At 69.5% G+C, this 26,534-nt stretch carries 25 protein-coding genes and 1 pseudogene; 4 read left to right on the top strand and 22 right to left on the bottom strand.

From position 1 onward, the window contains the following. Window positions 1-58: 58 nt before the first annotated feature. Both ACFYO0_RS11945 and ACFYO0_RS11950 read right to left on the bottom strand, forming a co-directional pair. On the bottom strand, window positions 59-805 hold the full coding sequence (locus tag ACFYO0_RS11945; protein ID WP_388673800.1) for a PP2C family protein-serine/threonine phosphatase: 747 nt from the start codon (window positions 803-805) through the stop codon (window positions 59-61). A gap of 48 nt (window positions 806-853) precedes the next feature. Continuing rightward, window positions 854-1,174 carry a GYD domain-containing protein gene (locus tag ACFYO0_RS11950; protein ID WP_388673802.1) on the bottom strand — a complete coding sequence of 107 codons (321 nt, stop codon included), beginning with the start codon at window positions 1,172-1,174 and terminating at the stop codon, window positions 854-856. A 171-nt stretch (window positions 1,175-1,345) separates the two neighbouring features. Between ACFYO0_RS11950 and ACFYO0_RS11955 the strand changes: the two genes are divergently transcribed. Beyond that, window positions 1,346-2,668 carry a hypothetical protein gene (locus tag ACFYO0_RS11955; protein WP_388673804.1) on the top strand — a complete coding sequence of 441 codons (1,323 nt, stop codon included), beginning with the start codon at window positions 1,346-1,348 and terminating at the stop codon, window positions 2,666-2,668. 75 nt (window positions 2,669-2,743) lie between these two features. Here the strand turns inward: ACFYO0_RS11955 and ACFYO0_RS11960 are convergent, their stop codons facing one another. Next, entirely contained in the window at window positions 2,744-3,178 is a 435-nt protein-coding gene (locus ACFYO0_RS11960; protein ID WP_388673806.1) for a VOC family protein, read from the bottom strand. A 403-nt stretch (window positions 3,179-3,581) separates the two neighbouring features. Here ACFYO0_RS11960 and ACFYO0_RS11965 point away from each other — a divergent pair, with 403 nt between their 5' ends. Beyond that, complete coding sequence (locus ACFYO0_RS11965) at window positions 3,582-4,748, top strand: alkaline phosphatase PhoX (RefSeq protein ID WP_388673808.1); 1,167 nt, start codon at window positions 3,582-3,584, stop codon at window positions 4,746-4,748. Between the two features lie 349 nt (window positions 4,749-5,097). Here ACFYO0_RS11965 and ACFYO0_RS11970 read toward each other — a convergent pair whose 3' ends face one another. After that, window positions 5,098-5,757 (bottom strand): DNA alkylation repair protein, encoded by a 660-nt coding sequence (locus ACFYO0_RS11970; RefSeq protein WP_388674248.1) that lies wholly within the window; start codon window positions 5,755-5,757, stop codon window positions 5,098-5,100. Window positions 5,758-6,285: 528 nt separating this feature from the next. Between ACFYO0_RS11970 and ACFYO0_RS11975 the strand changes: the two genes are divergently transcribed. Next, window positions 6,286-7,629 carry an ABC transporter ATP-binding protein gene (locus ACFYO0_RS11975; protein ID WP_388673810.1) on the top strand — a complete coding sequence of 448 codons (1,344 nt, stop codon included), beginning with the start codon at window positions 6,286-6,288 and terminating at the stop codon, window positions 7,627-7,629. Between the two features lie 69 nt (window positions 7,630-7,698). On the opposite strand, the gene ACFYO0_RS11980 is transcribed toward ACFYO0_RS11975, so the two are convergent. The 16 genes from ACFYO0_RS11980 to ACFYO0_RS12055 all read right to left on the bottom strand — a co-directional run bounded on the left by ACFYO0_RS11980 (window position 7,699) and on the right by ACFYO0_RS12055 (window position 21,865). Beyond that, window positions 7,699-8,739 carry an MBL fold metallo-hydrolase gene (locus tag ACFYO0_RS11980; RefSeq protein ID WP_388673812.1) on the bottom strand — a complete coding sequence of 347 codons (1,041 nt, stop codon included), beginning with the start codon at window positions 8,737-8,739 and terminating at the stop codon, window positions 7,699-7,701. A 78-nt stretch (window positions 8,740-8,817) separates the two neighbouring features. Continuing rightward, window positions 8,818-10,326 (bottom strand): class I adenylate-forming enzyme family protein, encoded by a 1,509-nt coding sequence (locus tag ACFYO0_RS11985; protein ID WP_388673814.1) that lies wholly within the window; start codon window positions 10,324-10,326, stop codon window positions 8,818-8,820. A 91-nt stretch (window positions 10,327-10,417) separates the two neighbouring features. Next, on the bottom strand, window positions 10,418-10,738 hold the full coding sequence (locus tag ACFYO0_RS11990) for an EthD domain-containing protein (protein ID WP_388673816.1): 321 nt from the start codon (window positions 10,736-10,738) through the stop codon (window positions 10,418-10,420). A gap of 37 nt (window positions 10,739-10,775) precedes the next feature. After that, the gene (locus ACFYO0_RS11995) at window positions 10,776-11,153 is read right to left on the bottom strand and encodes a hypothetical protein (RefSeq protein WP_388673818.1); all 378 of its coding nucleotides are present in this window, start codon (window positions 11,151-11,153) and stop codon (window positions 10,776-10,778) included. Continuing rightward, window positions 11,150-11,530, bottom strand: coding sequence for a nuclear transport factor 2 family protein (locus ACFYO0_RS12000; protein WP_388673820.1), 381 nt, complete (start codon window positions 11,528-11,530; stop codon window positions 11,150-11,152). The genes ACFYO0_RS11995 and ACFYO0_RS12000 overlap by 4 nt, the downstream gene beginning before the upstream one ends. 202 nt (window positions 11,531-11,732) lie before the next feature. After that, window positions 11,733-12,356: a TetR/AcrR family transcriptional regulator gene (locus ACFYO0_RS12005; RefSeq protein ID WP_388673822.1), complete on the bottom strand. Its 624-nt coding sequence runs from the start codon at window positions 12,354-12,356 to the stop codon at window positions 11,733-11,735. Between the two features lie 85 nt (window positions 12,357-12,441). Next, complete coding sequence (locus ACFYO0_RS12010; RefSeq protein WP_388673824.1) at window positions 12,442-13,590, bottom strand: acetyl-CoA C-acetyltransferase; 1,149 nt, start codon at window positions 13,588-13,590, stop codon at window positions 12,442-12,444. A gap of 31 nt (window positions 13,591-13,621) precedes the next feature. Then, entirely contained in the window at window positions 13,622-14,431 is an 810-nt protein-coding gene (locus tag ACFYO0_RS12015; RefSeq protein ID WP_388673826.1) for an enoyl-CoA hydratase/isomerase family protein, read from the bottom strand. Further along, complete coding sequence (locus ACFYO0_RS12020) at window positions 14,428-15,201, bottom strand: SDR family NAD(P)-dependent oxidoreductase (RefSeq protein ID WP_388673828.1); 774 nt, start codon at window positions 15,199-15,201, stop codon at window positions 14,428-14,430. Before ACFYO0_RS12020 ends, ACFYO0_RS12015 begins: the two co-directional genes overlap by 4 nt. Continuing rightward, window positions 15,198-15,974, bottom strand: a complete 777-nt coding sequence (locus ACFYO0_RS12025) for an SDR family oxidoreductase (RefSeq protein WP_388673830.1) — start codon at window positions 15,972-15,974, stop codon at window positions 15,198-15,200. The genes ACFYO0_RS12020 and ACFYO0_RS12025 overlap by 4 nt, the downstream gene beginning before the upstream one ends. Further along, window positions 15,971-17,227: an acyl-CoA dehydrogenase family protein gene (locus ACFYO0_RS12030; RefSeq protein WP_388673832.1), complete on the bottom strand. Its 1,257-nt coding sequence runs from the start codon at window positions 17,225-17,227 to the stop codon at window positions 15,971-15,973. The genes ACFYO0_RS12025 and ACFYO0_RS12030 overlap by 4 nt, the downstream gene beginning before the upstream one ends. 46 nt (window positions 17,228-17,273) lie before the next feature. Further along, entirely contained in the window at window positions 17,274-18,254 is a 981-nt protein-coding gene (locus tag ACFYO0_RS12035) for a phosphotransferase family protein (protein WP_388673834.1), read from the bottom strand. 16 nt (window positions 18,255-18,270) lie between these two features. Further along, window positions 18,271-19,491 (bottom strand): acyl-CoA dehydrogenase family protein, encoded by a 1,221-nt coding sequence (locus tag ACFYO0_RS12040; RefSeq protein ID WP_388673836.1) that lies wholly within the window; start codon window positions 19,489-19,491, stop codon window positions 18,271-18,273. Window positions 19,492-19,533: 42 nt separating this feature from the next. Then, window positions 19,534-20,688 (bottom strand): thiolase family protein, encoded by a 1,155-nt coding sequence (locus ACFYO0_RS12045; protein ID WP_388673838.1) that lies wholly within the window; start codon window positions 20,686-20,688, stop codon window positions 19,534-19,536. Continuing rightward, window positions 20,685-21,071 (bottom strand): Zn-ribbon domain-containing OB-fold protein, encoded by a 387-nt coding sequence (locus ACFYO0_RS12050; protein WP_388673840.1) that lies wholly within the window; start codon window positions 21,069-21,071, stop codon window positions 20,685-20,687. Before ACFYO0_RS12050 ends, ACFYO0_RS12045 begins: the two co-directional genes overlap by 4 nt. A 5-nt stretch (window positions 21,072-21,076) precedes the next feature. Further along, window positions 21,077-21,865 (bottom strand): enoyl-CoA hydratase/isomerase family protein, encoded by a 789-nt coding sequence (locus tag ACFYO0_RS12055; RefSeq protein WP_388673842.1) that lies wholly within the window; start codon window positions 21,863-21,865, stop codon window positions 21,077-21,079. Window positions 21,866-22,121: 256 nt separating this feature from the next. Here ACFYO0_RS12055 and ACFYO0_RS12060 point away from each other — a divergent pair. Then, window positions 22,122-22,857, top strand: a pseudogene (locus ACFYO0_RS12060) (3-hydroxyacyl-CoA dehydrogenase NAD-binding domain-containing protein). Between the two features lie 139 nt (window positions 22,858-22,996). On the opposite strand, the gene ACFYO0_RS12065 reads toward ACFYO0_RS12060, so the two are convergent. Both ACFYO0_RS12065 and ACFYO0_RS12070 read right to left on the bottom strand, forming a co-directional pair. Further along, complete coding sequence (locus ACFYO0_RS12065; RefSeq protein WP_388673844.1) at window positions 22,997-24,526, bottom strand: GMC family oxidoreductase; 1,530 nt, start codon at window positions 24,524-24,526, stop codon at window positions 22,997-22,999. 135 nt (window positions 24,527-24,661) lie between these two features. Beyond that, entirely contained in the window at window positions 24,662-26,119 is a 1,458-nt protein-coding gene (locus ACFYO0_RS12070) for an aldehyde dehydrogenase (protein WP_388673846.1), read from the bottom strand. Between the last annotated feature and the right edge of the window lie 415 nt (window positions 26,120-26,534).

Raw genomic sequence — 26,534 nt, forward strand, 5'->3', positions numbered from 1 at the left:
CCTGGTCCGGTTCCCCTGTTGGTCTGTCGGGTCTCCGCGAGTGTGATGCGTGGAACGGCTAATCGTCCGAGACGCCTACGAGGGCGAGCGTGATGTTGTCGGGGCCGCCTGCCTCGATGGCGGCCTTCCACAGCTCGAAGACGGCTCGGACGTCGTCGTACTCCCGCAAAAGGCCGTCGAGGACGTTGTCCGGCAGTGGGTCGGTCAGTCCGTCGGTGCAGATGAGATACCGGTCGCCAGGCGCCAGGCGCGAGGTCGTCAGGTGAGGGGTGACTTCGCGGTATCTCAGGGCGCCACCGAGCGACTGTGTCAGCCGGGAGGTGGTGCGCTGCCCCGGTTCGAGCGGCGGGTTGTCGTCCACGCTCACCTGTCGCAGTCCGTCCTGCGGGGCGGCGAAGACCCGGCTGTCGCCCACGTTGAACGCCAGCAGCGATTCGGGCATCACGACCACACCTGCGACGGTTGTGCCCATGGTGGCGAGATCGTCGCCGTGGACGCCTGCCGCTTCGTAGATCTCACGATTGCACGTACGCAGCTCATCACGGACGGCGTCCTCGCTGCTCAGGACAGAGCCTGTCACCGCGAGTCGGTGGGTGACGAGAGCACTCGCCACCTCGCCTCCGGGATGCCCGCCCATGCCGTCGGCGACCGCGACGACCAGCGGTGTACCGAGCGGGAACACCAGCGTCTGCGGATTTTCGGTCACGGTGCAGGGCAACGTCCACGGGCCGACGACAAGGCTGTCCTCGTTCCGGACGCGGATCAGCCCGGGATGGCTCAACGCGCTCACAACAACGTGCGGCACCGTATGCCACCGCCTTCATTGGCCATGATCGCTTCGAGGAAGGGTGCGTCACGCACCAGGCGCCCGGTACTCCACTTTCTGACGGACCGCCTCGTCGATCTCGTCGGGCGACAGCAGAACGACCGTGCTCGTGCGTACGCCACCGGCCGCCGACGTGATCAGGCCCATGGCCGCGGCAGAGGTGTTGGTGGGCAGGTCCACGGTGACGTAGGCGTCTTCGTCGCCGAAGGCCCAGTACATCGACTCGACCCGCCCCCCAAGGCTCTGGACCATGCGGTCGACGACCTCGCGACGCGCTGTACCGCCCTCCTTGAGCAGTCCTTGCAGTCCGTCCACGGTCAACTTGACCTTGAAGAGGTATTTCGACATCGGCTCGGCCTTTCACTCAGGTCCAGTACATCCAGCTAAGTGCGCTTCCTCCACATCTTCTGCGCGTGGTGCGCCCTCCGTCGCCGACGGGGCCGCCATACGGCTTACTGCCGCCCGACCGAGGCTCCTGCTGCCGTGGCCCGGTCACACCGATGGACTTAGGGTTCTTGTGTGAAGGCCTTCGCGCGGGCGGAGCTGCGGCGCGATCTGACCGGTGTCGTGTACGTGCCTGCCGCGCAGGACCCCGACCGGCTCGGAGCGGCGCTGCACGCCGAGGGCGCGCTCGTCGCGCTGAAGGTGCGGTACGGCGGATCCGACCCGGAGCGGGCTCCCTGGCTCGTTGCCGCGCACCCTTTTCCGCTCGGGCCGGATCTGACACGCCGAATCGAACGGCTCGGGGCGGCCGTCTTCGCGCTGTGCGACACGGCGCAGGACCTGTACGCGGAGGGGGATCCACACGTCCGGGCCGCTCTGGACATCGGTGTGCCTGAGGACCTCCGCGGTCGCGACCTGGACCGTCGCATCGAGTTGTTCCGGCTCGATGTCGTCGTGAGCCAGGGCATGCCGCGGGTGACGGAGATCGAGGAGGCCTTCGGCAACGTCGGAAAGATGCACGCCTTCGAGCGGGCGTACGGCGTGGGTGCCGGCGAGCTGTTCCGGGCCTTCCACCGGCGCGGGATCGAGCGAATCTGGATGGACGACCAGTACCCGACGTACCGGCCTGAGAACGAACTCGCCGCCTGCCGCATGCGGGAGCAGTTCTGCCGCCCGGTGGATGTGGAGTTCTTCTCCCGCTTCCGTGACGACGGGCGCAGGGGCTGGCGTTTCTGCTACGTCAAGGAGCTGCGGCAGTACGGGGAGCGAATCCGCCGGGAGATCTTCGCGGCGGCGGAGCGGCTGATCAACCCGCTGTTCCACGGCTTCGGCACCAAGGCCCTGCTCTCGCTGATCTGGGACCCTGTCCTGGAGTCCACGATCGCCGACCGGCTCGGTGCACAGAACATGACCGTGCTCCGCACATGCGTCCCGCGGTCGCAGGTGCTGCCGGCCAGGCCCGACCCGGCGCTTGTCGAGCAGCTCAAGGCGTGCGGCCGCGAGAAAGTGCTGAAGGTGATCGACTCCGAAGCCTCGGAGTTCACCTGGGGAAGCCGGGGAGTCTTCTTCGGCGACCACTCGGTCGGCCGCTGGCGCAGCGCGCTGGACGCGGCCGCCGCCGGCCAGATCCCGGGGCGCCCCGAGGCCACCGGCTCCCGTTTCGTGATCAGTGACCTGGTCGAAAGCGACCGGTTCGATGTCGAGTTCCTCCACCCCCGGAGCAGGCAGCTGTGCCTACTGCCGAGGGCGCGTATCCGCCTGACCCCGATCTACGCCCGAGAGGGGCAGGGCAGCGAACTCCTGGGCGGCCACACCACGTTCGTCAACACCAGCCGCAAGGTCCACCTGGGCCACCATGCCGTGTGCACGCCTTTCGTCCCGTCCTTCACCCAGTCCTGAGGACGCCGGCGCCGCGTCGTGCGGGCGCGGTCCGGCACGGACCGCGCCCGCCAATGTCGTCCAGCCGCGCGGCGGTCAGCCGCCTACGGCTCCCGGCACCTCTTCCGTGACGCCGTTCAGTTCAGAGGACGGATCACTGCCGTACGGGCGGGTGATGACCTCCAGGCCATGTCCGGCCGGATCCAGGAAGTACACGCCCCGCCCGCCGTCATTGCGGTTGATCCGGCGGGGGTGCTTGCCGTGCGGGTCGGCCTGGATCGGAACCTCCGCCGCCACGAGGCGCCCGAGCATCTGGTCGAACTCCTCCTCAGAGACAAGGAACGCGTAGTGCTGCATGGGGATGTCGATGTCGACGGTCGCGAAGTCCAGCGTGACGCCGTTGGCGGTCGTCACCGGCAGGAACATCCCGGCCGGCTCGCCGGCCTCAAGGCCCAGGATCTCGGCGAGGAACTGAGCGGACTTCTCCCGGTCACGGGTAAGAACGATGGTGTGGTTGAACTCGACTGACACTGGTCAATGCCTCCACGGGCATCTCCGCGGCACCTCCATGCCTCACCCAGCCGGTGACCGACACGCGATACCGCGCCAGGGATCGTAGGCACCCTTCTCCTGCCGCGTCGAGCGGTTTTCGGTCGATCGAAAACCGCTCATCGTAGTCCGCCTCTTCGGAGCCCGCCGAGGGCTCCTTGGGCTCTTCCCCGGAAAGGTCTCCATCAGTTGGTCCGGGAGGATTCCCTGCTCGTTCATTTGGTGGCGGACTGATCGTTTCTGCGCGGGATCTGCCCACCCGTTGGCCAGGAAGAGTTGGTTCAAAGGATCCTTACCGTCCCCTGCCAGGGGCCCTAGTGTCCCGGTGACCAGTCGACGGCGCTCAACGACCCATCGTTCGCTCTTCTTTGACGAAGGAGTAGCTGTGGAACGTCGCAACTTCCTGCGCGGTACCGTGATCGGCACCTCGGCCGCCGTCTTCGGCGGCACCCTCATGCGCGGCGCCGCTTACGCGGCCCCCGCCCAGAACGGCACCAGCCCGTACGGCGGTCTACTGCCCGCCAACGCCCACGGGATCATGCTGCCAAGCGGCTTCACCAGCAGAGTCATCGCCCGCTCCAGCCAGACCGTCCCCGGCACTTCGTACACCTGGCACAACGCCCCCGATGGAGGCGCCTGCTTCGCCGACGGCACGGGCTGGATCTACGTCTCCAACTCCGAGATCTCCACCGGTGGCGGCGCGAGCGCCGTCAAGTTCCACTCCTCGGGCACCATCACAGGCGCCTACCGCATCCTGTCCAACACACGGAACAACTGCGCGGGCGGCGCCACCCCGTGGAACACCTGGCTGTCGTGTGAGGAAGTGAGCCGCGGCTACGTCTATGAGACCGACCCGTGGGGGGTCAAGACCGCCGTACGCCACGACGCGATGGGCCGCTTCAAGCATGAGGCTGCCGCCGCCGACCCGGTACGCAAGGTGATCTATCTGACCGAGGACGAGTCGGACGGCTGCTTCTACCGGTTCACCCCCACCACCTGGGGCAACCTGTCCTCCGGCACCCTTCAGGTACTGGTCGCAGGCACCGGCAGCTCCGGCTCCTTCACCTGGACGAACGTGCCCGACCGGGACGGCTCCCCCACCTATACCCGCGACCAGGTCTCTGGCGCCAAGATCTTCAACGGCGGCGAAGGCTGCCACTACGCGAGCGACACCGTCTGGTTCACCACCAAGGGCGACAACCGCGTCTGGCAGCTCAACCTGCTCAACAGCACCTACGAACTGGCCTACGACGACAGCCTGGTCACCAACGGCACCGCACCGCTGACGGGCGTGGACAACGTCACCGGCAGTTCCTCGGGCGACCTGTTCGTCGCCGAGGACGGCGGCAACATGGAGATCTGCATCATCACCCCCGACGACATCGTGGCCCCCTTCCTGCGGATCACCGGCCAGTCCAGCTCGGAGATCTGCGGCCCGGCCTTCTCGCCCGACGGAAAGCGGCTGTACTTCTCCAGCCAGCGCGGTACGAGCGGCAGCTCCTCCGGCGGTATCACCTACGAGGTGACCGGCCCGTTCCGTACCACCGCCTGACAGCGCCTTCGGCGGTTGGGGCGGCGTGCAGAAGGTACCGCCCCAACCGTCACCGGCCTGCCCCTGACCCTGGCCTGTGTCGCGGCCCGCTCGGCCGCGCATCCGCACTTCCCGCTCTCGGCCATCGCGGCCGAACTGCGTCAGGTGCACGGCAGCCTCGACGCCTTTCAACGCGGCCGTCGTGGGGCGACGGGCGGCCAATCGATGGAAGCCACAAGCGGCAGAAGGTTGAAAGCCACACCCGACGCCCCGGGTGGGCCAACCGTACGAAGGGCTCGCCCGGTCCCAGAGACGAACGTAGGGAAGGTTGAGCTGTCTCACTGAAGGTTGAGCGGGGCGTGCGGCTTTCCTACTTGTCGTGCTGTCGGCGCACCATCTCGGTGATCCAGACAGGCGCGAACGGGGACGTGCAGCCCGGGGGAGTCGGGTAGTCCTTGAGTACTTCCAGGCGCTCACCGATGTCGATGGCACGGGTGCGTTGCTCGGCGTGCTCGATCCCGATCTGAGCCAGGCAGTGGTTCATCGCCCACTGCAGGCGGTCCGGGGCCTCGTTCATCTCCGCCTCGATGACGTCGAGCAATCCTGCGAGGTCGAGGCCCTCGGGCTTCTTCGCCACGCGTTCGGTGGTCAGCGCCCAGCCAGCACTTCCGACTACTGGATCGGGATCGGCGGACCAGGCCAGACGCAGCTCTTCGGAGTGCGGGTTTTTCTTCACCACGTAGTTCACAAGCCAGTCGTGCACCTTGGGCGTGCGCGCCTCGCGCAACATGACGTCCAACTCGTCACGCTCGAACGCCTTCGGGCGGCAGATCAGGATCGCCAGCAGCCTCGCCGCGGTGTCCTCCGTCTCCCAGAGGCGGCACGCGAGTTCCTGCTGCGTCTTCAGCCGCTTCGCGAGCGCGCGCAACTTGCTGAGGTTCACACCATGGTCGTCACCGTGTCGCTCATTCACCTCGCGGATTTTCGGGTCCTCGAGCTCGGCCAGCTCGGTCATCACCTCGCCCACCATCGTCTCGGCCACCTCAGCCTCCGCACGTTCGGCCAGTCAGAACTTCAGTTGGACGAACCTACCGGTCACCACACTTCACTGAGAATCATCAACCTTTCACTGAGACGGGACAGGGGATCCGTTCCCAATTCGGGAACCGTACAGCCGACTGGTCGCTTCAACTCGCGGCGAGTGCAAGCAGACGTGGGATGGCGGCGAGACGGTTCAAGGCATCCAACGAGTGCTGGTGCGGATACGGGGGCACCGGCGTCCCGGGCGTGGTCGTGCCCGCGACTCCGGCGGCCCCACCCGGCCGCGGCCCATGCCCCCGGGCTCCCGGACTGCCGACTGAAGCAGTCGATCCGCTTTCTCATCTGCCGGGACGGGACCATTCGATCCCGGCAGGGTCTTCCCCCGGACGTGTGCGGTCCGTTAATTTCCGTGACTCAAGTCGCGTGTAATTCCCGTGACTCAAAGATCCCGTGCGACCCGCCCGGGACCTCCGACAGCGAAGCAACAGCGCTCAGCAAGCCCTCGGGGGCATCTGCCATGACACGCGCCATCTCTCTGCACCACGTGAGCAAGGCCTATACGCGGGGCGTCCGCGTGGTGGACCGGCTCTCGCTCGACATCGCGCCCGGCGAGTTCCTCGTGCTGCTCGGTCCGTCCGGCTGCGGCAAGTCCACCGTGCTAAGGATGATCGCCGGCCTCGAAGAGATCACCGAGGGCGATCTGCTGCTAGACGGCGAGCACGCCAACGATCTGCAGCCATCGGAGCGGAAGATGGCGATGGTGTTCCAGAACTTCGCCCTCTACCCGAACATGACCAGCCGCGGCAACATCGGCTTCCCGCTGCGCATCGAGAGTCCCGGTGAGGACAGCGGCCCCCGCGTGGACGCGACGGCCCGCATGCTCGGCATCGAGGAGCTCCTCGACCGCTATCCCCGCCAGCTCTCCGGCGGCGAGCGCCAGCGCGTGGCCATGGGCCGGGCCATCGTGCGCCAGCCCACCGCCTTCCTCATGGACGAACCGCTGTCCAACCTCGACGCCAAGCTCCGCAACCACCTGCGGGCCGAGATCTCCACGCTCACCCGGCAGCTCGGCGTCACGACCGTGTACGTCACTCACGACCAGGCCGAGGCCATGTCGCTCGGCGATCGGGTCGCCGTACTGCGCGGCGGCGTGCTCCAGCAGGTGGACTCCCCGCGCTCGGTGTACGCGCTGCCCCGGAACGTCTTCGTCGCCGCCTTCATCGGCACGCCGCGCATCAACCTGCTGCGCGGACTGGTCCGCGCCCCGATCGACGGCGCGATGTCCATCAACCTGGGCCGCCAGTGCCTACGCCTGCCCGAACCCCTGTCCCTGGACCACCAGTTGCTGCGCGTCCAGCAGGGCCGGGAGGTCATCGTCGGGCTGCGCTCGGAAGCGATCCGCATCGCCAAGCCCGCCGCCGCACGTCCCGGAGAGGTGCCGATCAGCGGCCTGGTCGAGCACATGGAGTTCCAGGGGCACGAGGTCCTCGTCCACTTCAACACCGGCTCCCAGCCCGCCCTCGTGCCGGACCTCGAGGCCCCGTACCCCGCCCGGGCCATCCGTCGCCGCCGCCGTGAGGGTACGGTCCTGGACCGCATCCGGGAGCGCACGGGCGCCCGGCGCGCCGGCCCGGTCGTGGTCCTGGACGACCCGCACGACGCGCAGCCCGACCAGCAGGCACCACCGACGCAGGAGAGCCGCCTCCCCGGTGACCTGGTTGTCCGCACCACCCCCGACATCGAACTCCGCCTCGGCATGCAGATCCCGCTGCTCGTCGACCTCGCCCACCTCTTCGTCTTCGACCAGCACGGCGACCGCATCAGCCCGGCCGGGGCGCGGCTGCCGGATCTGGAGGAGTGATCTTCCTGGGTGATCTCCAGGGCGTGGCACGCCGGTGCCCTCGGTGCCGGAACCGCACAGGCCCGTGTGTCACCGCACGCGCGTGTACTGGTTCACCCCGCCCACGAACGCCACCGTCGCCCACCCCTGCAGCACGAGGACATCCAGGTGCGCCGCCGTCTCGTTGACCGCGAGCATCTGGTTGAAGGCGCTGAGTTCGCCGAACGGCACCGCCCGGCGCGTCCATCCGAGTTTGCGCGCCACCGCGTGGGCGTCGAGCGTGTCCTCGCCCAGCGCCGCCAGGCTCTTGGCCAGTCGGTCGTCGTGGTGGGCGAGGAGTTCGGCGACCCGGGTGTGCGCGCTGTCGGAGACCGGCCCGTGCGCCGGCAGCAGGCGGGCGTCGGCGTACCGGTTCATCAGCCGCAGCGAGTCCAGGTAGTCGGCGAGCGGACGGCCGCCGGGCTCGGCCAGCTCGAAGCCGATGGACGGGGTGATGTGCGGCAGGACGTGGTCCCCGGAGAACAGCAGCCCCCGCTGCTCGTCCAGGAAGACGACATGTCCCTTGGTGTGTCCCGGAGTTGGTACGACATGCAGTTCGCGCTCGCCGAAGCGGAGTGTCTCGGCGGCAAGCCAGCGGTCGGGGGCCTCCCACACGCTCGGGTCGTAGCCGCCGTGGTCCATCGCCGCGATGCGGTCGGCGAGTTCGCCGGCTCCTCCCCTGCGCAGGGTTTCCAGTGAGCCGGCGGGTTGGTCGCTGCGCAGTCGGTCGAGCATCTCCAGGCCCGGGCGCTCGCCCGCGCCGAGGTAGACGCGTGAGCCCAGCAGCCGGCGCAGTTCCACCGCATGCGTGTAGTGGTCGCGGTGGATGTGGGTGACCAGGATGTGGCTGATGTCGGCGAGGTCGCGGTCGATGGCGGCCAGGGCCTCCTCGAGTGCCTTGCGGGCCTCGGGGATCGCCCAGCCGCCGTCGATCATGACAATGCCGCCGTCGTCGGCCAGGTCCTCCAACAGATAGACATTGACGGCGTGCAGGCCGTCGTTGGGGAGTGGCAGAGGAACGCGGTGCACCCCGGGCTGTACGGTCTGGACCCCGGCGGCGGCCCACGGGCCCTGGTCGAACCGCGCTGTCATGTTCCTCCTCTTTGATGTACTGCCGTGGATCATGCCCGATGGCACGTGCGACAGCACATTTCGCAGTGTGTTGCCTCGTCAGGTCCGGTCGGCCATATGGGAATTCAGTCTTTCGGCCAGGTCCTGGGCCCCTCTCCGGTCGAGCTTGCCGACCTTGGTCTGGGGCAGTTCGTCGATGCCGAAAACGAATTCGGGCCACTTCGTCTTGGACAGGCCGACGCTCTCCAGGTGACCGGTCACCTCGGCCAGGTCGATGCCGCCGCCGTCCTCGGTGACGACGAGCAGCGCCACGCGTTCGCCGAGGACGTCGTCGGGAACCGCCGCGACACAGGCCCTGGCCACGCGCGGGTAACTGGCGACCGCGCGCTCTATCTCCGTGATGTCGATGTTGCGGCCGCCGCGGATGATGATGTCCTTCTCGCGGCCCATGATGCTGATGCTGCCGTCCTCGTGGGTCATCAGCAGGTCGCCGGTGGGCAGGTAGCCGTCCTCTGTCAGCGTCGGCGGATCGACCTTGCCGTCGCGGGCATAGCCGAGGAAGAGGGAAGGGCCGCGCACCTGCGCCCGGCCGGTCACGCCCCGTCCGGCTACCTGCCCGTCGGGGGTGAGAGCGCGCACGTCCGTGCCCGGGAAGGGCCGGCCGTCTCGGCCGAGCCGGATCTCCTCGGGGTCGTCCGGGCTCGGCGAGGTGTGGCCGAGGCACTCGGACATGCCGAATACGCGAAGGATCCTTGTGCCCAAGGACTGTTCCGCACGGGCCAGGGCGCCGCGGTCCATGGGCCCGCCGCCGACGGTGATCGACCGGACCCCGCGGAGGATGCCGGAGCCGGCCGCCTCGGCACCCATCTGCAGCGCCATGGTCGGTACGCACATGGTCCAGCGGACGTCGGCGTCGGCCATCCGCCGCACTGCGACGGCCCTGTCCCACTTTCCCGTCATGACGAGCGGCCCGCGCAGCAGGAGGGAGAGGTAGACGCCGAAGCAGTACGCCGCCGTCGACGACAGCGGAACGATCGCGGCGACGGCGTCGCCGGGCGACAGGCCGTTGACGGTCATGGTGCTCGTGGCGGCATAGCGCAGGGCCTGCTCGGACTGCACGACGCCTTTGGGCCGCCCGGTCGACCCGGAGGTGAGGCCGATCAGGGCGCCGCCGGACCAGCGCGACACCTCGCGCTTCTGGGGTGCGGACAGGCACGTCCAGCCGTCGAGTACCGTCTGTGCCGGGCCCGGCAGCCGTTCGGTCACCGCCCACTCCTCCATCGCCGAGGGCTCGGCGACGACGGCGTCCGGGCGGATGTCCTCCCAGGCCGCGGTGAACTCGGCGTGGGTGGTGTGCCGATTGACCACCGCGATCACCCCGCCGCTCAGGCCCACGGCGAGGGTGGCGGCGACCGTACGCCATGAGTTGTCCGCCTGGACCAGGACCGTGCCGCCCGCTCGGCCGGCCGTGCCGGTGGACAGGGCCCCGGCCAGCCGTGTGGCCTCGTCGAGCAGCTGCCGGGCCGTATGGCTGCCCGTGTCATCGATGACGGCAACGAAGTCGGCCTCGTCCGCCTTCTCTTGGAACTCCCGCACTACCTGTCGCATCTCGTCCCTCGCTGCGCTGTGCCGAACTCCGTCTACTGAACGCTGCGGTGCCTGCTTTGCTGGTGGACCGGGACCTGTCGGTCCAGGCGCCTCAGGCGGCGAACATCTCCGCTTCGTGCCCCATCACCGCGATGCGGCGGCCCTTCATGTCACCGACCTGTGCGACGGCCTCCGCCCACTCGGGGCTCGCGAGGGCTTTCTTCAGGTCCTCCGGGGAGTCGAAGCTGAGCACGGAGATCCCGTCCCAGCCTTCGGAGCGCGGCTCCAGCGCGGCGTCGATCTCGGTGTGCCGCCAGGCACGCAGTCCGGGCAGGCGGCAGGTCAGCTCCGCGTGGCCGCCGCGCCACCACTCGATGAACTGCTCGTGCGTCCATTCCGGAGGCCGAGCTGCCAGCAGGACGAGGTTGTACATGACGGTCCTCCGTACGCGGTCGGGTGAAGATGTGCGGTCAGTCGAAGCGGATCTCGGACGAGCGGCCGATCAGCAGGCGCTGCAGCCGGCCCTCTCCGTTCACGCGCCCGGCGGCGACGAAGGTCGCCTCAGGGACACCTGCACGTCGTACCTCCCCCAGGAAGAGCTCGTCCTGGCCGAGCGTGGTCGCCGACAGCCGATGATGGGTGCGGGTGCCCCGCTCGCGCTGTTCGAGGTAGCCCACGAGGGCGGCGCGGTCACCGGCGAAGTCGGTGGCGTTGCCGTCGCCGGTGGAGAACAGGATGGACAGCGAGAAGTCGTCACTGATCAGGTCGAGGATCCGGGACGGCTCGTCCCCGTCGAGGATCTCGAACCACGCGGTGAGGAAGGGGGCCGCGGTCGAGGTGTCGGTCATGTCCGGCTCCTTTCGTTCGCGGCCTGCCCGGACCAGTCGACGAGCTCGAAGGAAGTGGTGAAGAAGGACTGGTAGCGGGCCAGGAGTCCGTCGGGCGATACGACCGCGGCTGAGAGGAAGGAGCCGCAGTACCGCCCGCCCTCCGTCACCACTCCGTAGACGGTTTCGACGTCGCCGTCCCGGCTGTAACGCAGGATCTCGTGCGCCCGGTCCACGGGATTGCGGCCCGCGATGTACGCGGCGAAGTCCTCCCTGGACTTGCCGATGACCTCCTTGCCCGGCAGGGCGATGAGGAAGCGGAAATCGGGTTCGAGCAGGTCCAGCGTCCGCTCCGGATGCCGGCTGTCCATGCTGGCCATGTATGCACGCAACGCCATAGGAACCCTCTTCAGATCAACCTGAGCCAAGTTCAATTCAGTTTGGATGGTAATCCCGTGGAAACAGGCCTGGCAATAGTGCGCCACGAAGCTTCCGCGGCGGTAGCGCGGCACCGGAAACGGGCACGACGAAGCCCCCTGACGATTGTCCGCCAGGGGGCGGGAAAACCTGTCGGGAAGCCGACAGCAGCCTCTCAGGGCATCACGTGGCGACCATCCGCACGCAGGCACCCTCGATCAGTTCGCTGACCTCCGACAGCGGCGTCGGCCCCGACGGCCGGTACCACCGCCAGACGCTCACGATCAGGCCGAGCACGCTCGCGCCCAGCAGTTGCGCGTCCCGCAGCGGGAAAGCGCCCTGGGACATGCCCCGCACCAGCAGGTTCGTCCAGTCCCGCTCGACGAGCTGGACGAGCTGACGGGCCGCGACGCGCTCGGCCTCCTCCCGCTTGGACTTGCGCGGGCCGGAGAGCAGGTCCATGTGGTTCTGCAGGATGCGCATCTGCAGGACTTCGTGGTCGGAGACGTCGTACGCCGCCCGTACGGCTGCCCGGAGCGCCTCGACCGGCTCCGTGGCGTCCGCGGTCGCCTCCGTGAACTTGTCGTGGGAACGCTGCAACTCGAGCCGCATGATGGTGAGCAGACAGTGGGTCTTGGACTCGAAGTAGTGGTACAGCGCGGTCTGCCCGATACCGACCCGCTCCGCCACGGTGGACCACTTGGTGGCCTCGAAGCCGGTCTCGCCGAAGCAGTCGACGGCGGCCGCCAGAATGGCGGCGCGCTTGGACCTGGGTCCCGCTTCCGGATCAACGATCTTTGTCGCCATGTTCTGCCTGTCTCCTGGCTGCCGCCCACCTGGTCCGTACCCGAGAGTAGCCCCAAGCTGAACTCAGTTGCCAATCGACTTCAGGTCACACACGCTCCAGCACGGTCGCGTTGGCCATGCCGCCACCCTCGCACATCGTCTGCAGACCATGGCGTCCGCCGGTCCTGCGCAGTTGATGGACGAGCGTGGTCATGAGCCGGGCACCGGTGGCGCCGAGCGGATGCCCGAGCGCGATGGCCCCGCCGAAGGCGTTGACCCGCTCCGAGGCGGCGCCGAGCTCCTTCTGCCAGGCGAGGACGACGGAGGCGAAGGCCTCGTTGATCTCGACCAGGTCGATCTCGCCGATCGACAACCCGGCCTTGTCCAGGACCTTCTCGGTGGCGGGAATCGGACCCGTGAGCATGTGGATCGGATCGGAGCCGACCACGGCCATGGTGTGCACGCGCGCGAGCGGGGTCAGACCGTGACGGCGCATCGCCTCCTCGGAGGCGATCAGCAGGGCGGCTGCGCCGTCGGAGATCTGGCTGGAGACGGCGGCGGTCAGCCGGCCGTCCTCGGTGAGGGTCTTCAGGCCGGCCATTTTCTCGAGGGTGGTGTCGGTGCGCGGGCCCTCGTCGGCGGTGAGCCCGAAGGCCGGGGTGATCTCGTCGTCGAAGGCGCCGTCGGCCTGGGCGGCGAGGGCCCGCTGGTGGCTGGTGAGCGCGAACCGCTCCATGTCCGTACGGGAGACGCCCCACTTCTCGGCGATCAGCTCGGCGCCGCGGAACTGCGAGACCTCCTGGTCCCCAAAGCGCTCGCGCCAGCCGTTCCCCGCGTACGGGCTGCCCATGCCGGCCTGTTCGCCGACGTACATAGGGCTGGCGATGGGCACCAGGCTCATCACCTCCACACCACCGGCGACCACCAGGTCGGCGGCGCCGGAGGCGACCGCCTGGGCGGCGAAGTGAACGGCCTGCTGGGAAGAACCGCACTGGCGGTCGATGGTGGTGCCGGGAACGTGCTGCGGCAGCCCCGCCGACAGCCAGGCGGTGCGCGCGATGTTCCCGGTCTGTGCGCCGAGCTGACTGACACACCCGAAGTACACGTCGTCGACGGCGCCCGGGTCGGCGCCGGTGCGTTCCAGCAGGGCGCGCAGCACATGGGCGCCGAGGTCGGCGGGGTGCACGCCGCTGAGCGTGCCCTTGCGGCGGCCGACGGGGGTGCGGACGGCTCCGACGATGAATGCTTCCGACACGGTGGGCTCCAGGGGGGTTTCGGGTACGAGTTCAGCTGCTGGGCGGGACGCGTGTGAAGTCGGGCGCCCGCTTGCCGAGGAAGGCGGCTACGCCCTCACGGCCCTCGTCGGAGGCGGCCGCGGCGGCGAGCGCACGGGCCTCGCGGTCCAGGTGTGGGCCGAGGTCCGCGGTCAGCCCGGCGGCGACGAGGCGACGGGTGACCCCGAAAGCGGTGGTGGGTCCACCGCGCAGGACCTCTGCCGTGCGGGCGGCCTCGGAGGCCAGTCGGTCTTGGGCGACGACGCGGCTCACCAGTCCGATGTCCGCGGCTTCCGCCGCCGGTATCCGACGGTTCGTCAGCAGCAGGTCCGAGGCTCGCTTGTGACCGACCAGGCGGGGCAGGAACCAGCTGACTCCGGCGTCCGGTGAGTAACCGATACCGGTGTACGCGGCGGTGAACGAGGCGTTGTCGGCGGCGAGGGTGATATCGGCGGCCGAGGCCAGACCGATGCCCGCGCCCGCGACGGCTCCCTGCACGGCGGCCACCACGGGCGCATCGCCCGCGGCGAACGTACGCAGGGCGTCGTGCAGCGCGTCGGTCACCGCGGTGAGGTGCTTCTCCAGAGCCTCACCGGACAGGCGCGAGAACTCCCTGAGGTCACCGCCGACGCAGAAGGACTTCCCTTGGCCGGTCAGCAGCACGGCCCGTACGGCTTCACGCGCGCAGATCCGTGCCGCGTCCAGCAGTCCGCGTGCCATGTCCAGATCGATGGCGTTGCCCGCCTCGCCCCTGCACAGGGTGACGCGGGCCAGTCCGTCGTCGTCGATCTCGATGCCGACCCTCATCGCGCCGGCGCTCATCGCGCCGTCCATCCGCCGTCGACGGTCAGCACCTGTCCGGTGCAGTACGAGGAGGCGTCCGAGGCGAGGAACAGCAGTGCCCCGTCGAGTTCGTGGCCGTCGCCGCCGCGTCCCAGCAGGGTGTTGCGCTCGACCCAGCGGCTGGAGCGCTCGTCGCCGAAGAGGTCGGCGGTCATCTCGGTGCGGAACCAGCCCGGGGCGAGCGCGTTGACACGTATGCCGCTACGACCCCACTGTCCGGCCAGCTCCCGGGTCAGGCCGATCAGTCCGGCCTTGGACGCCGAGTAACTCGCGCCGCCGAGGGGGGCGGCGGTCACCAGACCGAGGATGGAGGAGACGTTGATGATGCTCCTGGCGCCCGTGTCACCGGGTGCCTCGGCCGTGAGGCGGGCGAGGTGGTAGGGCGCGGTGAGGTTGACGCCGAGGACGTCGGCGAAGGCATCGGGCGATTCGTCCTCCGCGCGGGTCTCGCCGGAGGAGGCCGCGTTGTTGACCAGGATGTCGATACGGCCGGTGGCGGCCAGCGCGGTCTCGACCAGCCGCGTACGGTCGGCGGCGAGCGAGACGTCGCAGGCGACGGGGTGGATACGCGCGTCGGAGTCGGCGAGTTCCTTCAGCCGGTCGATGCGGCGGGCCGCGGCGAACACGGTGGCGCCGGCCTGCGCCAGGACGGCGGCGAAGCGTGCGCCGAGCCCGGCGGAGGCACCGGTGACGAGGGCCGTCCTGCCCTGGAGCGAGAACAGCTCGGTGGCTGACTGCGGCGCGCTCACTCGTCCACCCCGATCGGCAGGGCGGTCGCGCCGCCGTCGAGCACCAGAGTCTGACCGGTCATCCAGGAGGAGGCGTCACAGGCCAGGAACAGCGCCGCGTTCGCCACGTCCTCCACCGTGCCGAGGCGCCGCAGCGGCAGCTTGGCGGTGAGGATCGGCTCGCGCACCTCCCACACCGCCCGCGCCAGTTCGGTCTTGATCAGCCCGGGTGCGATGGCGTTCACCCGCGCACGCGGGCCGAGTTCGTAGGCGAGCTGCCGGGTCATGTGCAGCATGGCGGCCTTGGTGGCGTTGTAGTAGCCGATGTGCGGGTCGACGATCAGCCCGCCCACGGAGGCGATGTTGACCACCGCTCCCCCGTGCTCGGCCATCCAGGCCCGCCACGCGCAGCGGGTCCAGGCGATCATGCCGTACTGGTTGACGCGTACGGTCTTCTCGGCGCGCGGCAGGTCCAGGTCGAGCAGGTCGCCGTGGTACGGGTTGGTCGCCGCGTTGTTGACGAGGACGTCGACCCGGCCGAAGCGGGACATGGTGTCGTCGACGCAGGCCTCGGCCTGCTCGGGTTCGCCGGCGTTGGCCACCACCGTGTGCACGTCGCCGTCGCCCTTGACGCGGAGCAACTCCTCGCGTGCCTCGGCGAGTCCGGCCGCCTTGCGGGCCGCGATCACCACGTGCGCGCCGGCCGCCCGGTAGGCGGTCGCGATGCCGAGGCCGATGCCGCGGGATCCACCGGTGATGACGGCGACCTTGCCGTCGAGGGTGTTGGCGCTCACGCTGCTCCTGCCTTCGTGTCGGTCGTCCGGGGCTCGCTCTTCGGGCCGGTCTTGCGGTACTTGGCGAGTTCCTGTCGGGCCACCGTCCGCAGATGCACCTCGTCGGGGCCGTCGGCGATGCGCAGCGCCCGCGTGATGGCGTACAACCGCGCCAGTACGGTGTCGTCGCTGACCCCCGCCGCGCCGTGCGCCTGCACCGCGCGGTCGACCACCTTGTGGGCCACCTCCAGCGCCGCGACCTTGATCGCGGCGACCTCCATGCGTGCGGCGGCGTTGCCGACGGTGTCCATCAGCCAGGCGGACTTGAGGACGAGGAGGCGCAGTTGCTCGATCTCGATGCGGCTGCGGGCGATCCACTCGCGCACCACGCCCTGGTCGGCGAGCGGTCCGCCGAAGGCGGTGCGCTCGGTGACGCGCTCGCACATCAGCTGCAGGGCGCGCTCGGCGAAGCCCACGGCGCGCATCGCGTAGTGCATCCGCCCCGGACCGAGCCGTCCCTGGGCGAGCGCGAAGCCCTCCCCCTCGCCCCTGAGGATGTTCTCCACCGGCACACGGACGTTCTCGAAGAGCACGTCACCGTGTCCGAGCCGGTCGGTGTAGCCGAACATCGGCAGGTCGCGCAGGACCGTGACGCCCGGGGTGTCCCGGGGGATGAGCAGCATGCTCTGCTGCCGGTAGGTCGGCGCGTCCGGGTCGGTCTTGCCCATCAGGATGATCAGCTTGCAGTCGGGGTCGAGGATCCCGGAGGTGTACCACTTGCGGCCGTTGACGACGTAGCTGTCGCCGTCGCGGGTGATGCGGGTCCGGATGTTGCGGGCGTCGGAACTGGCGACCTCCGGCTCGGTCATGGCGAAGCACGAGCGGATCTCCGCGTCCAGCAGGGGCCGCAGCCAGCGATCCTGCTGCTCGGGCGTGCCGTACAGCGCGAGAAGTTCCATGTTGCCGGTGTCGGGCGCCGAGCAGTTGAACACCTCGGGGCCGATGATGGAGCGGCCCGCCAACTCGGCGAGCGGCGCGTATTCGAGGTTGGTGAGCCCCGCGCCCCAGTCGCCGTGCGCCATGAAGAGGTTCCACAGACCCTCGGCGCGCGCCTTCTCCTTCAGCTCGGTCATCACGGGCGGCAGCGCGTGCGGATCGTCCCCTTCGGCGAGCTGCCGGTCGTAGACCGTTTCGGCGGGGAAAACGTGCTGCTCCATGAACGACCGCATGCGGTCCTGGAGTTCACTCGCCCGTGGCGAGAATCCGAAATCCACGATTGCTCCTGTCCGGGTGTTCCGCGGTTCGTGTGGTCGGTCCGGATCAGCCGAGGATGTCGCGTGCCGTGCGGATCATCGCGGCGATGGTCGGCGGCAGTCGCTCCTGGTCCGGGTCGTGGTGCTTGCCCTCGCGGTGCCGGCGCAGGTTGTGGCCCATGATCGCGGCCATCTTCATGCGGCCGAGCGCCCGGAACCAGTCCATCGCGGGCAGCGCGGGCCGGTCGCCGAGGTAGGCGTCCAGCAGTTCGGCCTCGCTGGGCAGACCGGGCACGGCGTGCCCCAGCTGGGGAAAGTTGCGGTGGTCGGCGAAGAGCAGGAACCAGCCGAGGTCGATGCGCGGGTCGCCGACGCTCCAGATTTCCCAGTCGACGACGGCCACCGCGCGCTCACCGTCACACAGCACGTTGCCGAGCCGGAAGTCCCCGTGCAGCAGAACCGGTGGCATGCCGCCGGGCACGTCGGCAGCGAGGCGAGCCAGCAACTCCTCGCCGCCCGGCCGGAGTTCCGGTGGTACGGCATGCAGGGTGCGGCTCCACCGCTCCAACTCACCGGCCGCATCGAGAGGTTCCGGTGCGTCGAGCCCGGGCGTACGGGTGTCGGTGGCGTGCAGCCGCCGCAGGACGGAGGCGATCTCCAGCATGCGGGCACGGGCCGTGGCGGCCGGCACCTCGGGCTCGTCGAGTACGGGCTCGACGGCCTCGCCGACCGCGAAGTCCATGGCGAACCACGCCGGCTGGGTCTCGTCGACGGCCACGACCCCCGGCACCGGAACCTGCTCCACGGCCCCGGCCAGCGCGCCCAGCACGCGCGCCTGGCGCAGCACGTCGTTGCGCCCGACGGGCCGCTGCCCCGGAGGCACTGCCTTGACGACATACCTGTGATCCCCGGCCGTGACGGAGTACGTGAGCCCCGAGTGGCCGCCCGGCAGCACCGTCAACTCGCCGATCAGGGCGCCCGGGTGGCGGCGGGCGAGCCGGTCGCGGACCCGGACGGACAGCTCCGGCACCTGGGTGGCCGTGCTCATCGGACGGGCTCCTTACTCATCGGACCGGCTCCTTGGGCAGGCCGAGCACGCGTTCGGCGAGGATGTTGTGCTGGATCTCGTCGGTGCCGCCCGCGATGCTGTAGCCGGGGGCGCCGAGCAGGTGCTCCGTCCAGGCGTAGGTGCCCCACTCCCCCGTGTCCGCGACGAGGGTGGGCCCCAGCAGCTCGGAGACCAGATCGCTGGTGCGCCGCATGGTCTCGGTGGCGTAGAGCTTGCCGACCGAGGCTTCCGCGCCGGGCTCGCGTCCGGCGACGAGGGCCGCGGTCACCCGCAGGCCCATGAGCCGCTGGACGAGGGTGCGGATGTGGAGGTCGGCGGCCCGCTGCTGTTCGCTGCCGGTGAGCGGACGGGGCAGGTTCCCGGCCAGTTCCAGCGCCCGGTCGGCGTTGTCCAGGCCGAGGTTGCCGGAGTCGAGCCGCTCGGCGGCCAGCACACTGAGCGTGACCCGCCAGCCCTCGCCGACCGGCCCGAGCCGGTCGGTGTCGGGCACCACTGCACCGTCGAGGTAGACCTCGTTGAAGCTGGTGCCGCCGGTCATCTGCTGGATGGGCCGTACGGTCACGCCCGGCGCGTCCATGCGCACCAGGAAGACGGTGATGCCGGCGTGCTTGCGTACGTCCGGATCGGTGCGGCACACCGCGACGCCCCAGGTCGCGACGCGAGCCCCGGAGGTCCACACCTTGTGCCCGGTCAGCACCCAGTTATCGCCGTCGCGCACGGCCCTGGTCCGCACCGCGGCGAGGTCGGATCCCGCCTCGGTCTCCGAGAACAGCTGACAGGCCAGCTCGTCGGTGCGCAGCATGGGCCGCAGCCAGCGCTCCTTCTGCTCCTCAGTGCCCCAGATACCGATCGCGGGGGCGACGAGCTGCTGCGTCACGGGGAAGACCTCGGTGCGATGGGGCACGTCGAAGGCCGCCTCTTCGGTGCGGTAGAGCTGCTCGTAGTACGCGGGCAGGCCACGTCCCCCGTACGCCTCCTGCCAGTTGAGCGCGCCCCACCCCTGGTCGTAGCGGGTGCGTTCCCACTCCTGGATCCGGGCGGTGTGCTCGCGCTCCTGCTCCTCGGTCCAGTTCTCGAACACGGCGACGGAGTCGGAGCCGCTGCCCCATTCCTCGTCGGCGGCGCGGGGCCTGGCGACCGTGGCGAGCCACCGCCGGGCCTGGGTGCGGAACTTCTCTGGCTCCGGGACAGCGCCGACCTCCGGGATATCGCTCATGTCTTCTTCCACCTCCGATCGGCGGGACGTTCGATAGGACGTTCAGCGGGACAGCACCGTGCAGGCGCTCACGCCGGGGGCGCCGTACACATGGGTGAAGCCGACTCTGGGCCGGCCCGGGACCTGACGTTCGCCGGCCCGACCGCGCAGCTGCTGGACGATCTCGTACACCTGGCGCAGCCCCGAGGCGCCGATGGGTTCGCCGTTGGCGATGCAACCGCCGTCGGTGTTGACCGGCAGCGTTCCGCCGATCTCGGTGAAACCGGAGGTGATCAGCCGCTCCTGCTCGCCGTGCTCGCAGAACCCGCACTCGGCCATGTGCATGACCTCGGCGCCGCTCTCGGTGTCCTGCAGCTGGCAGACGTCGACGTCGCCGGGGCCGATCCCGGCTTCCTCGAAGGCGGCGGCCGAGGCATCACGGCTGACGCTGGTCAGCCGACCGCCGGGGATCCAGGGGCTGAAGACTTCGAACGAGCCGAAACGCCGGGTGCGTACGACCGCCGAGCGCAAGGCGACCGGCGGGCCGTCCAGGGTGTCCAGGCTGCGCGCGGCCTCGGGCGAGCAGAGCACCAGCGCGGCCGCGCCGGCCCCTGGTGAGCAGAACATGTAGCGGGTCAGCGGATCGCTGACCATGCCGGATTCGAGGATCTCCTCGGCCGACACCGGCTTGCGCCGCCATGCCTCAGGGGTCAGACCGCCGTTGCGGTACGCCTTCTCGGCGACCAGGGCCAGGGTGCGCGGGGTGATTCCGTGATCGTACATATAGCGCTGGATCTTCATGCCGAAGAACTGGGTCGTCACCATCAGCCCGTCGCTGCCGTACTCCGCTCCCAGCCCCCAGTCCTCGGGCCGCGGGTCGAAGGCGCCGCGTGGGTGTTTGTCGAAGCCGACGGCGAGGACGACGTCCGCCATGCCGGAGCGGATCGCGTTCACGGCGGAGATCAGCGCGCTGCCACCGGTGGCGCAGCCGTTCTTGACGTTGATGAACGGCACGCCGGTCAGGCCGAGTTGGGCCACCAGTGTGTCGGCGAGACCGGCGCTGTCACTGCCGCCGAACGCGGCCCGCACCCGCGACCACTCGATCCCGGCGTCCGCCAGCGCGGTGTTCACCGCACCGACGGCCAGTTGCCGGCCGCTCGCCTCCGACCGGCCGAACGGGGTGCGCCCGGCGCCGCAGACCAGTACGTCGGTACTCATGAGCCCTCCTCGCCGGGGGTCGTGGGCCTGGCCCGCGGGACGCCGTGGCCCGCGGTCAGCGTGAGGGGCATGCCGATGCGGACGTCGTCGAGGTCGTCGACCTCGAGTACGGCGGCCACCCGCACGCCTTCCACCAGCTCGACGTAACCGAGCGCGAACGGCACGAAGCCGCCGGGCGGGGCCTGATAGGGCGGCGACTTGGGGGCGTACCGCTGCACCGTCCAGGTCCACAACGTGCCGGTGCCCTGGAGGACGGCCGGATCGGCCGGTCCCCCGCAGCGCGGGCACGCGTCCTCCGCGGGGTAGACCGTCACCGCGCAGCCGGAGCAGCGCGCGCCCTGGAGCCCGACGGCGACGGTCGGACTCCGCGGATCCACGGTCATACGGATCAGCGCCCCGTCCACTTGGGTTCACGCTTCTCCAGGAACGCCGACACACCTTCGTTTGCGTCCTCGGAGTTGAGGGCCACGCCTACGGCGAGGTGCTCCATCACCATCAGCGACTGGGTGTCGGCGTCCAGGCTGCGGTCGATCGTCATCTTGGTGAGCCACATCGTGAAGGGGCTCTTGTCGACGAGGTCGCCGATGAAGTCCTCGACCGTCGCGTCCAGCTCGTCGGCCGGGGCGGACTTGTTGATCAGCCCGAACTCGACGGCCTCGACGCCGGAGAGGAGCTTGCCGGTGAGCATGAGCTCCTTGGTCTTGCGGATGCCGATCATGCGCGGCACCCGGTAGATCGGACCGGCCCCTCCGAACAGCGCGCGGCGGATGTGGAAGTCACCGATCTTGGCGTCGTCCGCGGAGATGGCGAAGTCGCAGGAGATCATGATTTCGAAGCCGCCGGCGGTGACGTGGCCCTCCAGGACCGCGACCGAGGGGGTCTTCATCGAGTAGAGGCGGTCGCACACCTTCGCGGACTTCACCGCCACGTCGATCGCGTTCGACTTGCCGACGTACTCCGCCTTCAGGCTGTCGAGGTCGAAGCCCGAGCAGAAGGTGCCGCCGCGCCCACGGACCACCAGGACCCGCAGCTCGGGGTCCTCGTCGACCTCGGTGATGATCTCGTCGAGCCGGTCCAGGATCGGCACCGTGACGCAGTTCTTCTTCCACGGGCGGTTGAGCCACACACGGGCCACGTGGCCGTCACGCTCGAACTGGATCTCGTCTTCCACTGCCATCTCAACCTCCAAATTGAACTGAATTCACTACGAGTCTGCGAGGATGAAGGTGCGCTGTCAACCCTTTGATCGAGACAGGTTCCGAAGGTGAAGGCAGCTCGCAACATAGCCCGAAGACTTCTGTCGCTTGATCGAACCGAACCTGATTCAAACCGACGGACCAGGAGCATACCTACTTCGGTTCACTACGGCTGAGGGTTCGTCACCCCGCCGTGCCCCGTCCGCCCCTCAACGACCGCACCCAGGAAGGACCTTCATGTCCGGCATCTCCCGTCTCGGCGTCGGCTGCGGCCTCATGGGCTCCGGCATCGCCGAGGTCGCCGCACTGCGCGGTCTCGATGTGACCGTGGCCGAATCGACTCCCGAGCTGGCCGCCGCCGGTCGCGGCCGCGTCACCGCCTCCCCGATCGCGGTCTGCGGCGCGGGAAGCTCACCGAGACCGACCGCGACCGGGCCCTGGCCCGGCTCCCCTTCACCCACGACGCTGACGAACTGGCCGACCGGCAGTTCGTCGTCGTGGCCGTCGCCGAGAACCGGGAGGTGAAACATGAGGTCTTCGGTCAGCTGGACAAGGTGGTCACCGACCCGGAGGCCGTCCTCGCCACCAGCATCTCCTCGATCCCCGTCGTCGACCTCACCGTGGCTACCGGCCGGGCCTCCAATGTCGGTGGGCCTCCACTTCTTCAAGCCCGTACCGGTACAGAAGCTGGTCGAGGTGATCCCCGCGCTCACCACCGGTGCCGACACCCTGGCCCGCGCCCGCGGCTTCGCCGGCGAGCAGCTGGGCAGAACGGTGGTCCAGGCGCCCGATCGCTCGGGTTTCGTGGTCAACGCGCTGCTGGTGCCGTACCTGCTCTCCTGCTGTCGCCGACTCGATGTACGAGGAGTTCAAAGAGCCGCTGTACGCCGCTCCCCCGCTGCTGCGGCGCATGGTCGCCGCGGGCCACCTGGGCCGCAAGAGCGGGCGCGGCTTCTACGTCCACGGCGCCTGACCGCGTCTCCTCTCATGTGACCACTTCCTCTCATGCCGGTAAGTCGGCCGCCGGACATCCGGTGGCCGACTCACTCATACGGTGCGGTCGTACGGGCGTGGCCGCGCCGTACGGTCGTAGGGCATGGGCATGTCGGCGGTCACTCGCCGCAGTCCAGTTGGTCCGCCCAGCGCTCTGCCATCATCATGACCGTGGTGTTGGTCGGCACGGCCGGGATGTCCGGCATGGTGGAAGCGTCGACGACGTACAGCGCGTCGACCCCGTGCACCTTGCCGGCCTGGTCGACCACCGCGCCCGGGGTGCCCTCCCCGCCCATCGCACAGGTGCCCACCGCGTGGCAGTAGGTGTTCTTGCCCTGGAGGACGGCTCGCGCGAGGTCGGCGTCCGTGGTCGCCTCGGGCCCCGGCCACGTCTCGGCACGGACGTACTTCTCCAGTGGGCCCGAGCCCATGATCTCCCGGATCTGCCGGATACCGGCCACCATCCGCCGCAGATCGTCGGGGTGGTCGAACAGACCCAACCGGATCCTCGGGTCGGCCTCAGGAGTGCGTGAGGTGATCTCCACGCTGCCCAACGAGTACGGGCGGACCACCGCGAGAGGCACCAGCATCACCCCGGGCTCCATGGTGAACGGCAGCGCGTGCAGGTCGACTTCGCCTGGGCTGCCCGCTCCTGCCGAGGAGAACGCGAGGACGGTCTGCAACGGCGGCATGAGCTCCCCGACCGCCTCCTCGTCCACGGCGTAGGTCAGGTAGACCATGGGGTGGTCACGGAGGTTGCTGCCGACGCCTTCCAGGCACTGGACCGTGGGGATGGACAGCCTGTCGAGCAGCCGCCGCGGACCGATGCCCGAGCGCATCAGGATCGCCGGGCTGCCGATGGCTCCGGCGGACAGGACGACCAGGTCGGCTTCGAGAGCGGTGCCGTCAGCGAGGATCACCGCTCGGGCCGTCCCGTCCTCGGTGAACTCCACGCGGTCAACGGTCCGCTCGCCTAATACGGTCAGGTTCTCGCGGTGGCGGGCCGGGCCGAGGTAGGCGATGGCCGAGCTCTGCCGGATGCCGTTCTTGCGGTTGAAGGGGACCGGGCCCGCGCCACGCCTGCGGACGCCGTTGATGTCCTCGTGGATGGGGTGGCCGGCCTGCGCGCAGGCCTCCAGGAACGCGGACATGACCGGGCGCAGCCCGTTGCCTTCGGTGAAGCGCTCGATGTGCACGGGTCCACCGGTGCCGTGCAGTTCTCCGCCGACCGGATCATCCTCCAGCTTCTTCAGATACCGCAGGACGTGGTCCCAGGACCAGCGGTCATTGCCCAGTCCGGTCCAGCGGGCGAAGTCCTCGGGCGTGGGCCGCAGGGCGTTGGCGCCGTTGACGGACGAGGAGCCGCCGATGACCTTGCCGCGCAGGACGGGCAGGATGCCCTGCTCGACGATCCCGAACATCGGAATGCTGTCGGCATCGGCAACGTGGTCGGCCGACTCATAGCCCCAGTCGTGCGTGGTGAACCCGAACTGGTCGGCGTCGAGCAGCTCGGGGGCGGTCTCCTCCGGGGTGCGGTAGTCGGGGCCGGCCTCGACCAAGGTGACGGTGTTCGCGGGGTCCTCGCTGAGCCGGGCGGCCAGGACACCACCGGCGGAACCTCCGCCGCACACCACTACGCGACGCGCCATGCTTACCTCTTTCTCTTCTTTGAGCCGAAGGATTGAACGAAGGGGACGTACGAGACGTGAGACGTGGAGACACAGGAGACGTACGAGATCCAGGACGCGACCTGGACTGAGGAATCGACAGGCGGGCGTCGCGGCTCAGTCGGTCAGGGGCGCGCCCGACAGGGCGATCGCCTTGGGCTCGAGGTAGTCGTCCAGGCCTTCGTGGCCGTTCTCGCGGCCGATGCCGGACTTCTTGCTGCCGCCGAAGGGGGCATTGATGTCGAGGGTGTAGCTGTTGATGCTGAAGGTTCCGGTGCGCACGCGGCGAGCGATTCGGAGGGCGGCTTCCTCGTCCTGGGTCCAGACGGTTCCGGAGAGCCCGTACGGGGAGTCGTTGGCCAGCTCGACGGCATGGTCGGGGCCGTCGTGCGGGATGGCGACGACGACCGGGCCGAAGATCTCCTCCTGCGCGATCCGCATGTCGTTGGTGACGTCGGTGAACAGGGTGGGTTCCAGGTACCAACCGGTGGCCGGGACCGCAGGGCGGCCGCCGCCGCAGGCGACGGTGGCGCCTTCCTTCCGGCCGAGAGCGATGTACTCCTCGACACGCGCCCGGTGCGCTTCGGTGATCATCGGTCCGATCACGGTCGCGGGGTCGGCCGGGTCACCGATGGGCAGGGAGCTCATGTGACGGGCCAAGGCCTCGGTGAACTCGGCGTAGCGGGAGCGTGGCAGCAGGATGCGGGTCTGGGCGGTGCAGATCTCGCCCTGCATGAAGGCGGCGCCGCAGCCCACGAGAGCCGGGACGACGGCGTCGATGTCGGCGTCGTCCAGCACGATCGCCGCCGATTTCCCGCCCAGTTCCAATGTCACACGGCGGATGTCGCGGCCGCAGGCCTCGGCGATACGGGAGCCGACGGCGGTGCTTCCCGTGAAGCTGACCTTGTCCACACCAGGGTGGGCGACCACGTACTCGCTCTCCACGGCATCGGCGGCGAACACGCTGATGACGCCTTCGGGAACGGCCGATTCGGCCACGGCCTCGGCGAAGACATGGCAGGCGAGGGGGTCCTGCACCGGCACCTTGACGATGACCGTGCAGCCGGCCATGAGGGCGGCGGCGATCTTCTGGCTGGTCAGCGGGAGCGGGCCGTTCCAGGCGGGAATGGCCACGACGACGCCGACGGGTTCGCGGACGACCAGGGTGCGGGTCGGTCCGTTGACCCGCTCCTCCTCGAAGACGTATCCCTCGGCCAACTCGGCGTAGAAGCGGAGGTAGTTGGAGGGAGCGATGGCGAAGTACCCCTCGGCGAAGCCGCGTGGGCAGCCGGTCTCGGCCATGGCCAGACCGGCGAGTTCGGCCGCGCGCGTGTCGAGGCGGTCAGCCAGGTCGCGCAGGGCCGCGGCGCGCTGTTGAACGCTCCACCTCGGCCACGGGCCGGTGTCGAACGCCTGCCGGGCCGCGGCCACGGCGGCGTCGATGTCCGCCGTCGAGGCCAGGGGGACGTGGCCGATGACCTCCTCGGTGCTGGGTGAGACGACCTGCGCGACGCGGTCGGTGGAGGGGGCCGTGAGCCGGCCTCCGATGAGGATGCGGTCGTATTGGTGTGCCATGTGGGGACTGCCTCTCTGGGGAAGCGCGGATGTATCGCGGAGAAGAAGGTGTGCTCGGCTCAGACGGCACGAGAGGGCACAGGCATCGCCCGGGAACTCATGCGGTGCAGTCAGCAGTGCGGGACATCAGTCGACCGGCTCCGATGGATGACGTCTGTCTTCGGCAGCCAACGTCCGGACTCCAACGCGCGACGTCCAGCCTTCGGCAGCCAACGCCCGGACTCCAACGCGCGACGTCCGGCCTCCGGCAGCCGACGCCCGGACTCCAACGCGCGACGTCCGGCCTCCCGCGGTCGCCGTCCGGTCTCCGTCGCCGGCTCACTCTCGGGTGCGCCCCCAAGAGGCCCCGGCCGTCGAGGCCGTTGATGCCGTCGAGGCATTCGATGTCGTCGAGGCGCGTCACACCGGCCTGGCC

Origin of the sequence: Streptomyces sp. NPDC006365 (genome assembly GCF_042870755.1) — a bacterium.
GTDB classification, from domain to species: domain Bacteria; phylum Actinomycetota; class Actinomycetes; order Streptomycetales; family Streptomycetaceae; genus Streptomyces; species Streptomyces xiangluensis.